Below are 14,374 nucleotides of genomic sequence, written 5' to 3'. Positions count from 1 at the left end.
TTGGGATTAACTGTTAACTCTGAAGTAACAGAATACACCTCCCCTCGGAGTTGCCGCAGGGCGAATAGACAAATTGCGTGAGTTCGGTCATGGATGACCGACTAGCTTTCGCAGGTGCAGGGACGCATCCTTCGGAAGCGATAGCAAATTTGGCAATGAGCACAAGGGGCTTTCAACTCCGTTGGGGCGTCTTGGAGCATCCAAGGAGGATAGGACGAGCAGTCCTCCTTGGTCGGGTGTGGGGTGAAGCCCCACGACTTTGATTAATGAAGTAAAAAAGGCCAGACAATGTCTGGCCTTAACTTTATGGAATAGTCTTAGCTTAAAGCTGAAGATGTGAGCAAGCTTAGGCGTCGCTATCACCCAGTGACAACAGGGTCGCATTACCACCGATAGCGGTGATGTTATTAGTGCGAGTCTTTTCAGTCACGAAGCGAGTTAAGTAGTGTGGACCACCGGCTTTTGGACCTGTGCCCGACAGACCTTGGCCGCCGAAAGGTTGTACGCCAACGACTGCGCCGATTTGGTTACGGTTGATGTACACGTTACCTACGTTAACCTTGTCAGCTACTTCGAGGGCATGGCCTTCGTTACGGCTGTGGATACCTAAGGTTAAGCCAAAACCTGTGCTGTTGATTTCATCGATCACATGGGCAAGTTCAGCTGCCTTGTAACGGATCACGTGCAGGATTGGACCAAAGTGTTCTTTTTCAAGCACTTTGATTGAGTCAATTTCAACGGCAGTTGGCGACACAAAGTGGCCATTCTCGGTACCCGCTGGCAGAGACATTTGCTTGATCAGCTTACCAACCTGCTTGATGTGGTCGATATGGGCGTCAAGGTTAGCCTTCGCGGTCGCATCGATAACTGGGCCAACGTCTGTTTTCACTGAACTTGGGTTGCCAATCACTAACTCATCCATAGCACCTTGGAGTACGTCGATTACGCGGTCTGCAATATCTTCCTGTAGGAAGAGTACACGCAGCGCCGAGCAGCGTTGACCCGCACTGGTGAAGGATGAAGACACTACATCGTTAACCACTTGTTCTGGCTGAGAAGTAGAGTCAACCACCATAGCGTTTTGACCACCGGTTTCGGCGATTAATGGAATAATTGCGCCTTCACGGTTTGCCAGTGTGCGGTTGATGAGTTTGGCTGTGCCAGTTGAACCGGTAAAACATACGCCGCCGATGCGCTCATCAGCCGTCAGTGCGTTACCTACGGTAGCGCCTGTACCTGGTAGATATTGCAGTACGTCTGTTGGAATACCTGCTTGGTGAGCGAGCTGCACTGCACGGTAACCAATGATAGAAGTCTGTTCAGCAGGCTTAGCCACAACAGTGTTACCCGCAGCGAGGGCTGCCGAAACTTGGCCTAAGAAGATAGCGAGTGGGAAGTTCCATGGGCTGATACAGACGAACACACCGCGACCTTGGAGGAAGAGTTCGTTTAACTCACCCGTTGGGCCTGGGAGCAGTTCAGGTTTTGACATCAGCTTCTTAGCTTGCACCGCGTAGTAGCGGCAGAAGTCTACGGCTTCACGCACTTCATCGATACCGTCTTGAATGCTCTTGCCCGCTTCACGGGTACAGAGGGCAATCAGTTCTTCGCGGTTTTCTTCTAACAGATCCGCCAGCTTTTGCAGGGCTGAGGCGCGCACTTCAACTGGAGTACGAGTCCAAGTTGCAAAGGCCGCATCGGCAGAGGCGACAGCTTGTTCGATAGCCGCTTTGTCGGCAAAGGCCACTTGACCCACGGTTTGGGTGGTATCGAATGGGCTCACCACGGTTTTGTGCTCGCCAGTTAAGGTTTGACCATTAACCAGAGGGCCCGCTTGCCACTGCGTCGATTTGAATTTGTCTAAGGCCGCGAAGAATGGCTCTGCTTCTGAAATGATGTTCATATTGAGTCCCTTGGAATTTTTGCGATCGCTACCGAAGATGTCGGTAGGTAAAACGATTTTGTTGTTAGCCAGGGTTTTGTAGCCTGTCAGGGTTTTCAGTGGGTGAACCACTAAAGACTCGATAGGGGTTTTCGGGTCGACCAGCTTGTGTACGAACGAGGTGTTAGCACCGTTTTCCAGCAGGCGACGCACTAAGTAGGGCAGCAGATCCTTATGGGCACCGATTGGAGCGTAGATACGTACCGCTTTCGCGCCAGCTTCCGACAGAATAGTGTCGTACAGCTCTTGTCCCATGCCGTGTAGACGTTGGAACTCGTGGTTACGATCGCCCGCCATATCGGAAATCGCGGCAACGGTTTGCGCGTTGTGGCTGGCAAATTGTGGGTAAATCGCGCCGCGGGTGGCGTCAGATAACAGGTAACGCGCACAGGCTAAGTAAGATACGTCGGTACCGGCTTTACGAGTGTAGAGTGGGTATGCAGCTTCGCCAGCTTGTTGTGCCCATTTCAGCTCGCTATCCCAGTAAGCGCCTTTCACTAAGCGAACGGGGATTTCGTCACCTTGTTCTTTCGCTAGGCGGGTTAACCATACCAGCACCGGCAGGGCGCGCTTAGAGTAAGCTTGCACCACGATACCGAGTAAGCCCCAACCCTTAGTGGCGTCAGCGTTAAACAGTTTTTGGAACAGTTTTAATGACAGTTCGAGGCGGTCAACTTCTTCGGCGTCGATAGAAATACCGATATTTAAGCCACGGGCTAACTTAATTAAGCGAATAACTGTGTCATACAGCTCGGTCAGTACACGGTCTTCGTTAGCGACTTCGTAACGTGGGTGGAGTGCCGACAACTTGATAGAAATGGTTGGGCGTGGAGATTCGTTTTCGTTATAGCTTTGCGCGCCTAACTCGGTAATCGCATTGGCATAATCGTTAAAGTATTTTTCGGCATCTTTACGCGTCAGCGCGGCTTCACCCAGCATATCGTAGGAATGGGTGTAACCTAATTTACGCTTGTCTTCGCTGTTCTTGAGCGCTTCTTTCATGGTGCGGCCGAGAACGAACTGCTTACCCATGATCTTCATCGCCGCCATCATGGCTTGGCGGATCACAGGCTCACCTAAACGATTCACTAAACGGCTTAACAGGTTGCTTGGCGTACCATCGATTTTTTTATCGAGTTTGACGATTTTGCCAGTGAGCATCAGGCCCCAAGTGGAGGCGTTAACCAGTACCGAATCGCTCTTGCTTAAGTGTTCATCCCATTTCGCGCCTGAGAGTTTATCTTCAATCAAGGCGTCGGCGGTGGCCGCATCGGGAATACGCAGCAGGGCTTCGGCTAAACACATCAGGATAATCCCTTCCTGTGTTTCTAGGCTGTATTGCTGCAGGAAGGCATCGATGCCAACCATTAAACCTTTCTTATCGAATTGACGAACTTTGTTGACCAGTTCGTGGGCACGACGAGTGACGCGCTCGATGGCTTCATCACTGGAGGGCACTAGTTTGATTAGCTCTGACAAGTATTGTTCTTCATCGACAATGTAGTTGTCGGTGACGGCTTTGAACAGTTCGTCGAGATTGGCAGAATCGTAGCGGCCTGCCAGCACTTCACTCGCTTTGAACATAGTAATCGCTTCCATCTTGGCCAGTTGTTTTCGGCTCTATTGTTGAAACAAAAATGGGGGGCGCGAAACGCATTTGATATTTTGTATACAATATGAAGCTTTGCGCGCGCAGATTATACAACCAAAATGTGACGGACAACACTATAGCGTGAAAGAATGTGAAGATTGTTTGATTAGCTTGTTACGCGCCAGATGTAACGCTCAATTGACAAAAAAGCCAGTGTTTGAAAACACTGGCTTTTGATTTTACTTTCAGCGGATTCGCGTAAAAATTTACATCCAACGCTTTTTATTACGGCGTTGCGGTCTTGGCAGATAAACTAAAATCACCCCGACCACTAAACCGGCGGCGGCGATCAGTCCACCTTCACGCCATAGGGCAAATTGTGCTTCCTGAGCGCTGCGATCCACGGCCACTTTCAAGCTGTCACGCTCTTGGGTAGTTTTGCTGAGCATCGTTTCGGCTTCGGTCAGCTTGGCTTTAAGCTCGGCCACTTCATCGGCATGGTTATCGGTTGAGCTCATCACTTCGTCCAGTTTAGCTTTGGCTTCAGCCAGTTCACTGGTGAGTGACGATACTTGCTCGCGAAAACTGGGTGCCGAGCTAATCATGTTAGTCGGTATCCAACCTTCACGGCCCTTGTGGTCGACAATTTTGGAGTAATCGCCTTGGGTTTCGCCTAATAAGGTAATTGGTTGACCCGCTTCAATTGAGCCTAAGATACGGTAGTCTGTACTCGGACCATTGAGAATATAAAGAAACACGTTGTCCGAGATATAGCGGGGTTGGCCTTCGGCCAGCAGGTTGGGGGAGAGTAACATCATTCCCACCAGAGTCAGCATTCTTAACACTTTTGTATTCTCATCAACGAAATAGTGACCACATGCTAGGGATTTGAGGCCTGCAATGCAAGAGGGAAGTCATAGACTTCCCTCAACTTTGCCGCATCCATGCTAGCGATTCCTGTGTGTTTGTGCGTTTCTACGGCAAGCTTGCCATAGTCACCTTGGACTTCTTAGTTAAAGATACCTTTAATCATAAAGAAGAAGATGATCGACAGACCCGCACCCGCAGGTAAGGTGACCACCCAAGACACAACGATATTACGCACTACGCCGATATTGATTGCAGCAATACCGCGTGCCATACCCACACCTAATACCGCACCCACTAAAGTTTGTGTGGTAGAGATAGGTAAACCAGTACCAGAAGCAATAACGACAGTCGAGGCAGCGGCTAATTCGGCAGCAAAACCACGGCTTGGCGTTAAGTGAGTGATGTTTTTACCAATGGTTTGCATCACGCGCTTACCGAAGATTGCCAGACCCATCACGATACCAACGGCACCTAAAGGCAGGATCCACCAAACTAACGGAGACTTAGACGCAATTTGACCGCCACTGTTTACCACAGAGACAACCGCCGCTAATGGGCCAATCGCGTTAGCTACGTCATTTGAACCGTGGGCGAACGCCATACAACAGGCGGTGAGCACCATCAGGATAGCAAACACTTTTTCAACGTTAGCGTACATGGTTTTGTGGGTGGCTTTCTCATCCATTTTTAAACGAGAAATCACCACTTTACCCACGATACCCACGATCAGCGCAATCACACCAGCTAGCATGTATGCTTCGGCACCTTTTAAGTGAATACCAACGTGTGATAAACCCTTAAGGATAGTGACTAACGACATGATAAAGCCCGCAAATGCCATATAGAAAGGCACATAGCGTTTCGCGTTAGCGAGTGGGTTATCTGTGTTGAAAATCAGTTTTTGCGTGCTTTGGAACAGAATGAAAGCCATAAAGCCAGAGATTGCAGGAGTGATGACCCAAGAGCCAACGATACCACCTACTTTTTCCCAAGCGACTGAATCAGTGCCAACACCCACAGCCGCGAAGCCGATAATCGCACCCACGATTGAGTGAGTGGTCGATACTGGCCAGCCTAAGGCTGATGCGACAACTAACCAAATCCCTGCGGCTAACAGCGAGCCAATCATGCCGTATACCAGCAATTCAGGGGTTTGGGTAAAGTAGCTTGAATCAATAATACCGTTACGGATCGTACTGGTGACTTCGCCGCCGGCTAAGTAAGCACCAGCAAATTCGAAGATCATTGCGATAATAATCGCTTGTTTAATAGTAATCGCGTTGGAACCCACAGAGGTTCCCATTGCATTGGCCACGTCGTTCGCACCAATACCCCACGCCATTAGAAAACCAAACGCGGCCGCAATGGCAATAAGCCACGGCCCATTAGTGGCTAAGACGTTAGCCACCTCCATACCTGCATCAACCATATTGATACCTTGATAACCTTATTTATTAAACGCGAGCCAGCATAAGCTCAAGACGCGAACCGACTCGTTCGGCAAGATCTGCAAGACCGCCGACCCATTCAATCGTTTTATAGAGGAACATCACATCGACAGGATTCAATTCTGATTCCAATGCAAATAGTTGACGACGTAATTGAATTTGCAGATCGTCAGTATCTTCTTCGATGATATCGAGTTCGTTGATCATTTTAGCCACTAAGTCGACTTCACGACCGCGGAAACCAGCTTCAAGCAAATCTTCGAGTTCGTTAATGACTTGTTTTGCAAGACCTACTGCGTCGATACAACGTTGTAGATACGCAATAAATGGCACTTGCATGACCTGAGGGATTAATAATTGACGGCCGATAACACGACCAGAGATATCTTTTGCTTTGTTAGCGATTTTGTCTTGTTGAGTCAGTAGTTCCAATAGATCTGTACGCTCAACAGGCATAAACAAGCCGCTTGGCAGAGTGAGGCGAATTTCACGCTTGAGTGAGTCACCTTGCTTTTCCGCTAAACTGATTTGCTTACGAAGTTGAACTGCGCCATCCCAGTTACCTGTGATGGTGGCTTCGAAAAAGGGGACCAGTAACGATGCGCAATCGTAGACTTTGTCCATGTGCTCTTGAAGAGGCTTGATTGGCGATTTTGCAAACACGCCCAAAATAGAGTTTACTGGCATTGCCGTTTACCTATTTAGATTGTTCCATGATTGGAAAAAGCGGGCGCATGTTACCCTATGCGTCCGCGTATTGAAACTGTGTTTTTTGAGAAAAAATCACAGCTTTATTCTAACGGGTTATATACCAACTTCAAAACCAAATCCTACGGGATTTTTATGACACATTTGTGACATTATGAACTAAAAGTGACGCATCAATGAATATTTGATGACAAAATGAGCGGTGCCGCAATGAATGCTGAGATAGAATTAAAACTGTTTTTCCTCCCTAAGTTTCAAGAATCCTTGATAAATAAGTTAGATAGCCTGCCAAACGCCGCTCCGCAGGGAAAGCGTCGCTTAAGCAACGGTTACTTTGATACCCCCGGATTACAATTACGCCAATGGGACATGGGGTTAAGGGTACGCGGGTTTGATGGTCACAAAGAGCAAACCATTAAGACGGCGGGGCAAGTTGTGGGCGGGATCCATTCGCGTCCCGAATATAACGTCACCATTGAAGCCGACAGCCCAAATTTAAGCCTCTTTCCGGCCAATATCTGGCCCGCGAATGCCGATTTACCCTCAGTGCAAGCGGCGCTTGGCTGCGTATTTCATACCGATTTTTATCGCCGCGCCTGGCATGTGACTCTCGAAGAGAGCCTTATCGAGGTTGCCTTGGACACGGGTGATATTACCGCTAATGGTCAGCATGAAGCCCTCTGCGAACTCGAATTTGAGCTATTGTCAGGGGATGCCAGTGCCTTATTAACCTTGGCGATGCAAGTCGCCGATAGCGTTCCTGTTCGTTTAGGTAAAGCCAGTAAGGCGCAGCGCGGCTATCGACTCGCGGGGCAATCTAAGCCGTTAACCTTGAGTGCGCTGGAGTTTTTACCGCTGCCCGTGCCAGAGGATCTCAACCTGCATCAGCCCCACCAACAGGATTTAACGGCTACCTGCCAAGTGCTACTGGAAACTGCACTCGAACGTTGGCAGCTGCTCGAAGCTATGATTGTTGAAGAACAAGACAACGAAGCCGTGATTGCACTGTGGTGGCGGATGCGCGCCTGTATCCGTTTATTACGGATGACGCTGAGCCAGTTTGGCCTCGATAATGCTACTTTGATGCAGCACTTTAATTTGATTGAATCGCAACTCACCTTTATTGAAGAGGCACAGGCCCTCGCAGCTTTGCTCGGTAGTCAAAAAGGCTTATTGACTCGGCACGACGCCCGTCAAGCTTTGATGCAACAACTACAGCGGCAATTTGAGGCCATGGATATCTCTGAGCGATTAGACTCACTCTGGCAAAGTATTGAATACGGCCAATTGCAGTTAGCGATTGTCGAGATCCTATTGGCGCTCAGCGCGGGAAACATCGAACTGCCCGCAGAGCTTGGGTTATCCCAGCATGCTGATCATGCGCAGGAAACCTCATGGCAGGCGGTTCTCTCGGCCATGCCTAGTGATAAGACCATGACAGCCGAGGATTATTTACAGTGCGCGGCGTTACTGGATGAGAGTATTCAAGTAGGGCAAGCGTATGGGCTTTTGTATGAGGCAAAATCCCGCGATGCCTTTAGGGCACCTTGGCAGGATTTAGTGTTAGGGATTAGAACCTTAGCCTGTTATCAGCAATTGACGCTGGCGGCGCAAATCCTTGGCATCGACTTAAGCGACTGGCTTGAGGCTAAGCAGCAAAGCTTACTCTTTGCGATGGATGCGTCGAGACAAAACGCGATGACGCAAATGACCTATTGGTAAACGGCCGATTGGTCGAGACCCCATTGAACGAAGCTTAGGAGGGCCATGCCTTCCTAATTTTTTTGGGCTTCCAATGCCTGTTTTAACTCGGCAATTTTGGCCAGCATCTGCGCTTGATTTTGCTCCATCTGCCGCTGGTTTTCTTCCATTCTGGCAAGAGCCATTTCGAGTTCGCTTTTAATCTCTGCCTTATGGGCGTCTTGACGTTCTTGGCGCTCGCTTTCATCGGGGGCGACAAATACCGAGGCCATATAACCCGAAATCACCCCGAAAAAACTCACGCCGCTGACAATCACTATGCCGCCCACAATATGCCCTGCGGTACTGACGGGATAAAAATCGCCATAACCCACGGTCGAAATCGTCACTAAGGCCCACCAAATGGCTTGCTCGGCGGTTTGAATATTGGCGCCCTCTGTGCCACTTTCGACAATCAGAATGATGATAGAAGCGAAGGTTAAAATGGTCACCATAGCGACCAGTAAGCTGGCGAGGGTTGCTTGTTTGCGCTGCTTTATCAATGGAATAAGGAAAGAACGGCTCATGCGAATTAGGCGGATTACCCGCAGAATTTGGAACACCCTCGCGATACGCAGTGCCTCGATGGCGGGAATACTGGCGATAAAATCAATCCAATGATGGCGCAGATAAAAAACTTTATCGCGAGCGCGAAACAGGCCAACGAAAAAATTAACCATAAAAATCATGCAAATCGTGGTATCGATAAAAAACAGTAACCTGTAGGTTTCTTTATCGAGTCGGCCAAAGGTCATCACTAACACTATGATGACTGAGAGCAGCGACAACAGCATCATGGCGAATTCGAAGGGAGATGGATTACCCAAAGAGCGGAGCGACCAAGGGGTTTTATCTGTCATGCCTAACATGATCCCTGTATTTTAAGGCGAATGTCTAAGGTAAAAGAGTTTACGCTATGAGTAAATTAACTTTGTGATAAATCGCCCGACTTAGGTTTGTCGGGCGCTTAAATGCTTAGAGGCGTAACTGCGATTAATCTTCGGCGACAAAGCGTACTAAGTCTTCAAGCACGCGGCGTTTAATCTCAAGCTGAGAATCGGCGCTAAGACCATATTTTTCAGCTAGTTGTACATAATCTTCGGCGTTTAGAGAGACGGTTAAGCGGGGACGAGTCGGACGTTTTGAAACACTTAAGCCTAAAATGGTACGGATTTGATCGGAAGGGCTGACACCCGCATCGAGCGCGGCTTTACGAATAGAATATTGAAACTTTTCATCGAGATCGAAGGCCACTTGCGTCGCTTTTGCGGCTTGCTGGTTCTTTTGCCATTGCTCTGGGAGAGGGTGTTTCGTTTTACTCATTAGGCGTTACCTGTTGCTATCAACCGTGCATTTCGAGCGAATTCAATTGGGATTGTAATGGCTTAAGCGATAAAGTGCGAGTCGCGCACTTTATCGTATGCCAAACTTTATTGACCGGGCCAGTAGTCGCGAATGTCCGACACGGGGCGGTATAAGGTCAGTACCACATCGGTATCGCCACCTTCGTACACTTCGACTTCTACCGCGCGGCTTTCGTCATCATCGAGCAGTAAATAATATTCGAAGGGCTCGCCGGTTGCACCATTGGCATCCTGCGGTGGTTTTAGGCCGCGGTAGTCTTCACGGTGAAAATAGCCAAACAGCGCAAAGGTTACTTGATGATATTGCTTACCCAGCCATTGTTCGAGCTGCTCGGCTAGCTGTGGCGATAACTCTTGGGTGGTGAGTTCGGCGTGGCCTGGTTCATCGAACAGAGTGCTGAATTGCTCTAAATCGAATAACTGTTCCACCTGTGCGCGGGTAATTTTCATAGAGAAGGCGAGGTAAGTTTCATCGTCTTCTTCAAGACTCAAAAATAGCGTCTCGCTACCATGACCTTTTAACACCCACTCGGTTTGCTGATTGCGTTCAAACTCATAGGTATTCACCGCTTCGACTTTCAGTTGTTGACCGCGCAATTGTGGCGGCAGAGCAAAACTATTGTCGATGGAGATCATATCGCCGATCTTGAGCGCAGAGGGATGATTGAGTTCACGCGCTGGCGGCGTCTTTTTTCCAAAAATACTGTTAAAAAATCCCATATTCGCTCCTAAACAGTGCGCACCATGCCAAAGCTCACGCCATGAGTGGCTGATTGGACATATCCGCGTGTCTAAAACAAAAAACAAAAAAGCCGAGCACAATAGGGGGTGATGGTCCCATCGGTGCTCGGCGTTTGGTCAATCATTAATTAGCTTTTACGTGCCTTGATACGTTCGAGCACGGCGTTGGCATTAGATTTTTGTTCACCAATGCCTGCCTCGGCTAATTTGGCCTGCAATGATTTATCGCTGCCTTCTTCGGCTAAGGTTTCAGCGGCTTTCAATCTGTCGTCAAACTGTTGTTGACGCGCCTTGATACGCTCTAATGAATCTTTTGCATTCAGCAGCTTAGAGTTGCTTGAGGCAAAAGAGTCGGTAATGGTCGCTGTCGCCTTTTGCACGCTTTCGGTGGTTTTAACCATGCTTAACTGACGTTGATAATCAGACAGTTGACGCTCGGTTTTCTTCACTAAATCTTTTAGACGTACTGCATGGGCGCTGAAGCTATCATTGGCAGTTTGCTGCTCGGCCAGCTCTTGCTCTAATTGAGCAATTTTTTCAGCCACTTCAATGGCTAAGGCTTCATTGCCTTTGTCTAATGCTTGCGTTGCATAGCCTTCGTGTTCGGCAATTGAGCGCTTTAAGCGGTCAACTTCGCGGCTGGCTTGCATTTCTTTCGCCATCACGTCGGTCAGTTCGCGCTTGGCGTTGGTTAAGTGTTTCTCGGCATCACGGATTTCCTGTTCGAAAATTCGAGTCGAGTTTGCGTCTACGATGCTTTGGCCAACTTCGGTGGCACCACCGCGAAACGCTGTTAAAATTTTGTTCAGAATGCCCATAATTGTGGCTCCTTATTTCAGATAGTCGACCATTTCATCGATAACTTCTAAGCAGTTATCGGATAAGACTGCTAACTCTTGCTCGATTTCGAGCATGCTAGATTGCAGAGACAGCGCGCCGTAAACCACGTATTTGTCATCAATTTTGGCAAAGGCTGACAATGGCATTGGAATGTTTAATTCGAGCATGGTCTCAAACATTTCGCTGCGACGTTCTTGGTTTACTTCGTTCTCGCCCCACAGGTAGCTGATGCAGAGAATTTGGTTGTCCGTAACCGATACGAATACCGGGATTTCTTCACGGCCGACCACATTCACTTGCAACACTTCGACTTCACCATCAATTGGATAGCAATCGAATTGGAAGCCGGTCTGGCTATTATTGCCAAGGCTGTTGAGGTGATTAGCAAGAGTATGGATATTCATATTTGTCCTTATTGACATATTATGTCTGTGTTCAAAGATAGCACTGAGACATAATATGTCAAGCACTATCTTTATCCGTTAAAAAAGATCCAGTCCTTGGGTTTCGGACCATGCCTGTTGATGATAATGGTACAACTGCAACGAACCGAGTTCGTTAGGCTTAATATTGGCGGCGTCCTGATAAAAATTGGCAGGAAATTCAAAGGCGCCTTTGACTAAACCTAAGGTTAACCAGTCATCCGCTATCGGCAGTGCTGTCAGCTCGCCTAGGCGATGCTGGGCATCTTTTCCCGATAGGGTGGCAATGCTCCAGCCCCATTCTCCAAAGCTTGGGACGTTATGGTGATACTGTTTTACGTCAAACCCCGCTAAAGCCAAGGTTTTCGCGACCGAGATAAAGGCCTTTTGCGCGTGATAGGGCGAGGTTGACTGTACAGTCAGAGCGCCATCACTGCTCATTAGTTCCTTGAGCTTGCGATAGAAATAATCCGAATAGAGCTTATTTAAATCGGGATGGCTAGGATCGGGCAAGTCCACAATAATGGCATCGTATTTATCCCCTGCGGCAATCAATTTATCGACTCCGTTAAAGGCGTCGTCGTGGATCACCTTAACGCGAGGATCGTTAAAGGCATTGCCATTGAGGGCTAACAGGGCTTGGCTTAGACGCTTAGGCATATCCGTATCGGGCGTTTTAAAGAGTTGCACCAATGCGGCATCCAGATCGAGTAAGGTCACTTGCTCAGGTTCCCAACGCAGCACTTGCTTTAGGCCCAGTCCATCACCACCACCAATGATTAATACCTTGTTGTGGCGAGCGCTGGCCGCAAGCGTTGGGTGAACTAAAAACGCATGGTAGATATGCTCATCGATACTCGAAAACTGTAATCGGCCATTGATATACAAAGAGTATATGGGTGAGAGGCCATTGCCACGTAAGCGCTCGGTAAAGGTGAGTTGTTGAAAGCGCGTGGCCTTAGCGTAAACCACTTTGTCTTTATAGAGCAGATTGTTGAACTGTTGCTCCCAGCTCGGCCCTTGAATGGCGAGCAGCAATAATACGCCCGTGACCACAAAATGCCCCGCGAGCAATAATTTCGCCCTTTGGATCTTGGGCCAAAAACGCCAGATAAACACAAAGCCAGCGAGCAAGTTAAAGCTGGCGGTCAGCGCGGCGGCGAGTTGAATATCGATGGCCAGCATAAAGCCGACCCAAATGGCCGCGCCAATCCCTGCGCCAATATAGTCGGCGCCATAAATGGTACCGGCATTATGCAGTAAGTGTTCATCTGATAGAGATTGTCTTACCCTCGCGATCAGCGGAATTTCCATCCCGATCATCAAGCCGAGCAAAACGCCCCAGACATAGGGCAGATATTCGCTCAGCTTTTGCAGCGAGCCAATCATGCCACCCTCGGGCAATTGATCCGGTGGTAAGCCTAAGGTGGAGGCGATAAGCATCGGCAGCTGCTGACCAAAACCTATTACGGCTGCGGTAATTAAAATCGCCAGCGAGCCGCAGAGCGCGACCGTGAGTTCGAGCACCACAAAGCCAGTAAAGGCATCTTTAATTTTGCGAGCGGCAAAGGCACCAAGACCCATGGAGACGATCATCAGGCCGATCATAGTGTAAATGGCGGCTTCTAACGCGCCTAAGATCCGGCCTGCGTAGTGGGACAACAGGTATTCGTAGATCAGGCCGCACCCAGCGAGTACGGCCATAATGCCCAATAGTAGGACATCATCGAACCAGCTTAGGCGACTCGTTTTTACCGTTTGAGTCGCAGAGCCGGTTATTTGGGATTCGTGCATTGGATTACGCCATTAGGGCCGTGAGAATAAGTGCGATAGCAATACTGATGGCCATTTCTACGGCAGCGATACCAATGTTGTGCTGTCTTTCAACTTCATCCGCTAAATCGATTCGTGCCAGCACTAGCTTTTTGATCACAAACAGCAGCAGTGTCAGTACTACCAACATGATGATGGAGAACACTAACCAGCCGATGATGTTGGTCACATAGGCGGTTGGGTTGAACAGGATAAAATGACTCGCGGCATTAAAGCTAAGTGCCATGGCGATCATAAAGCCTGCGTGGCGAATGGCTAATGCTGTGTGGCCTTGGGCTAGTGCTTGCTGCATGGAAGAGTCTTGATTACGACTCGCGAAGCGTTTTTCGCGTAGGCGGGTCAGTAGCACTAGCATCAACTGTGAAATCGCAAAGGCGCTGAAGATGGCAATAAAGGTATCGAGTGTTAAATCCTCAGCCCATAGCAGTACGGCGCGAATAATGATCGCGGTAGCGATGGCGGCGCTCGCATCCACAATGGCGACAGACACATTGCCTTTAAGGATTTGCTGATTCTTATCTAACTCATTTAGCGCGATTTTGTCGTGTAAAAAACGTCCGAGTTTAATCAGCACTAAACCAAATAACCCGTAGGCGCTCATGCCGATAGCTTCGGTTAAATAGGAGGGTGCAGCAGCGCCAGTAATAGCACCGGTCAGCACTATGCCGAGCGCGGCAACGGCGCCGGCGGTGCTGATCCCAAAGGCAAAGTTATCGCGTTCAGCCAGCTCTTTACTGCTATTGACTCTGACGCTCCAACCCTGCAAATAACGCATTAATGTCAATAAGATAACCGCAATCGTGAGGTCAATTGCCAGTATGGTGACTAGCTCTGGTGTGATACCGAAATCCTGAAATAATGTCATGGGAGATCCT

At 48.9% G+C, this 14,374-nt stretch carries 12 protein-coding genes; 1 reads left to right on the top strand and 11 read right to left on the bottom strand.

Going from position 1 to position 14,374, the window contains the following annotated elements; translation table 11 throughout:
* Positions 1-346: 346 nt before the first annotated feature.
* From putA to CF168_RS16665, 4 genes are all read right to left on the bottom strand, one after another.
* On the bottom strand, positions 347-3,541 hold the full coding sequence (gene putA / locus CF168_RS16680; RefSeq protein WP_206191646.1) for a bifunctional proline dehydrogenase/L-glutamate gamma-semialdehyde dehydrogenase PutA: 3,195 nt from the start codon (positions 3,539-3,541) through the stop codon (positions 347-349).
* Between the two features lie 258 nt (positions 3,542-3,799).
* Positions 3,800-4,348 (bottom strand): TIGR04211 family SH3 domain-containing protein, encoded by a 549-nt coding sequence (locus CF168_RS16675; protein WP_164717988.1) that lies wholly within the window; start codon positions 4,346-4,348, stop codon positions 3,800-3,802.
* Between the two features lie 194 nt (positions 4,349-4,542).
* Complete coding sequence (locus CF168_RS16670) at positions 4,543-5,832, bottom strand: inorganic phosphate transporter (protein WP_086902064.1); 1,290 nt, start codon at positions 5,830-5,832, stop codon at positions 4,543-4,545.
* 25 nt (positions 5,833-5,857) lie between these two features.
* Positions 5,858-6,538, bottom strand: a complete 681-nt coding sequence (locus CF168_RS16665; protein ID WP_011623862.1) for a TIGR00153 family protein — start codon at positions 6,536-6,538, stop codon at positions 5,858-5,860.
* Between the two features lie 231 nt (positions 6,539-6,769).
* Here CF168_RS16665 and CF168_RS16660 point away from each other — a divergent pair, with 231 nt between their 5' ends.
* Positions 6,770-8,281: an inorganic triphosphatase gene (locus CF168_RS16660; protein WP_089068998.1), complete on the top strand. Its 1,512-nt coding sequence runs from the start codon at positions 6,770-6,772 to the stop codon at positions 8,279-8,281.
* 53 nt (positions 8,282-8,334) lie between these two features.
* Here CF168_RS16660 and CF168_RS16655 read toward each other — a convergent pair whose 3' ends face one another.
* The 7 genes from CF168_RS16655 to CF168_RS16625 all read right to left on the bottom strand — a co-directional run bounded on the left by CF168_RS16655 (position 8,335) and on the right by CF168_RS16625 (position 14,364).
* Positions 8,335-9,159 carry an ion transporter gene (locus CF168_RS16655; RefSeq protein ID WP_089068997.1) on the bottom strand — a complete coding sequence of 275 codons (825 nt, stop codon included), beginning with the start codon at positions 9,157-9,159 and terminating at the stop codon, positions 8,335-8,337.
* 133 nt (positions 9,160-9,292) lie between these two features.
* Complete coding sequence (locus CF168_RS16650; RefSeq protein WP_011715971.1) at positions 9,293-9,622, bottom strand: hypothetical protein; 330 nt, start codon at positions 9,620-9,622, stop codon at positions 9,293-9,295.
* A gap of 107 nt (positions 9,623-9,729) precedes the next feature.
* On the bottom strand, positions 9,730-10,383 hold the full coding sequence (locus CF168_RS16645; RefSeq protein WP_089068396.1) for a hypothetical protein: 654 nt from the start codon (positions 10,381-10,383) through the stop codon (positions 9,730-9,732).
* 149 nt (positions 10,384-10,532) lie between these two features.
* Positions 10,533-11,222, bottom strand: a complete 690-nt coding sequence (locus tag CF168_RS16640; RefSeq protein WP_011715973.1) for a PspA/IM30 family protein — start codon at positions 11,220-11,222, stop codon at positions 10,533-10,535.
* A gap of 12 nt (positions 11,223-11,234) precedes the next feature.
* On the bottom strand, positions 11,235-11,648 hold the full coding sequence (locus CF168_RS16635) for a YjfI family protein (protein ID WP_007645549.1): 414 nt from the start codon (positions 11,646-11,648) through the stop codon (positions 11,235-11,237).
* Between the two features lie 78 nt (positions 11,649-11,726).
* Positions 11,727-13,460, bottom strand: a complete 1,734-nt coding sequence (locus tag CF168_RS16630; protein ID WP_089068395.1) for a polyamine aminopropyltransferase — start codon at positions 13,458-13,460, stop codon at positions 11,727-11,729.
* A gap of 4 nt (positions 13,461-13,464) precedes the next feature.
* A complete protein-coding gene (locus CF168_RS16625) occupies positions 13,465-14,364 on the bottom strand; it encodes a DUF350 domain-containing protein (RefSeq protein WP_011623854.1) in 900 nt (299 codons plus the stop codon).
* Between the last annotated feature and the right edge of the window lie 10 nt (positions 14,365-14,374).

It is taken from the genome of Shewanella bicestrii, assembly GCF_002216875.1.
In the GTDB taxonomy this organism is placed as follows: Bacteria; Pseudomonadota; Gammaproteobacteria; order Enterobacterales; family Shewanellaceae; genus Shewanella; species Shewanella seohaensis.
The sequence above is the reverse complement of the archived record's forward strand: the minus strand, read 5'-3'. Positions and strand labels throughout refer to the sequence as shown.

What these genes read in the sequence shown, in the direction of transcription:
- putA (WP_206191646.1), bottom strand. Translation starts at nt 3,541, where the DNA reads ATGGAAGCGATTACTATGTTCAAAGCGAGTGAAGTGCTGGCAGGCCGC.
- CF168_RS16675 (WP_164717988.1), bottom strand. Translation starts at nt 4,348, where the DNA reads ATGTTACTCTCCCCCAACCTGCTGGCCGAAGGCCAACCCCGCTATATC.
- CF168_RS16670 (WP_086902064.1), bottom strand. Translation starts at nt 5,832, where the DNA reads ATGGTTGATGCAGGTATGGAGGTGGCTAACGTCTTAGCCACTAATGGG.
- CF168_RS16665 (WP_011623862.1), bottom strand. Translation starts at nt 6,538, where the DNA reads ATGCCAGTAAACTCTATTTTGGGCGTGTTTGCAAAATCGCCAATCAAG.
- CF168_RS16660 (WP_089068998.1), top strand. Translation starts at nt 6,770, where the DNA reads ATGAATGCTGAGATAGAATTAAAACTGTTTTTCCTCCCTAAGTTTCAA.
- CF168_RS16655 (WP_089068997.1), bottom strand. Translation starts at nt 9,159, where the DNA reads ATGACAGATAAAACCCCTTGGTCGCTCCGCTCTTTGGGTAATCCATCT.
- CF168_RS16650 (WP_011715971.1), bottom strand. Translation starts at nt 9,622, where the DNA reads ATGAGTAAAACGAAACACCCTCTCCCAGAGCAATGGCAAAAGAACCAG.
- CF168_RS16645 (WP_089068396.1), bottom strand. Translation starts at nt 10,383, where the DNA reads ATGGGATTTTTTAACAGTATTTTTGGAAAAAAGACGCCGCCAGCGCGT.
- CF168_RS16640 (WP_011715973.1), bottom strand. Translation starts at nt 11,222, where the DNA reads ATGGGCATTCTGAACAAAATTTTAACAGCGTTTCGCGGTGGTGCCACC.
- CF168_RS16635 (WP_007645549.1), bottom strand. Translation starts at nt 11,648, where the DNA reads ATGAATATCCATACTCTTGCTAATCACCTCAACAGCCTTGGCAATAAT.
- CF168_RS16630 (WP_089068395.1), bottom strand. Translation starts at nt 13,460, where the DNA reads ATGCACGAATCCCAAATAACCGGCTCTGCGACTCAAACGGTAAAAACG.
- CF168_RS16625 (WP_011623854.1), bottom strand. Translation starts at nt 14,364, where the DNA reads ATGACATTATTTCAGGATTTCGGTATCACACCAGAGCTAGTCACCATA.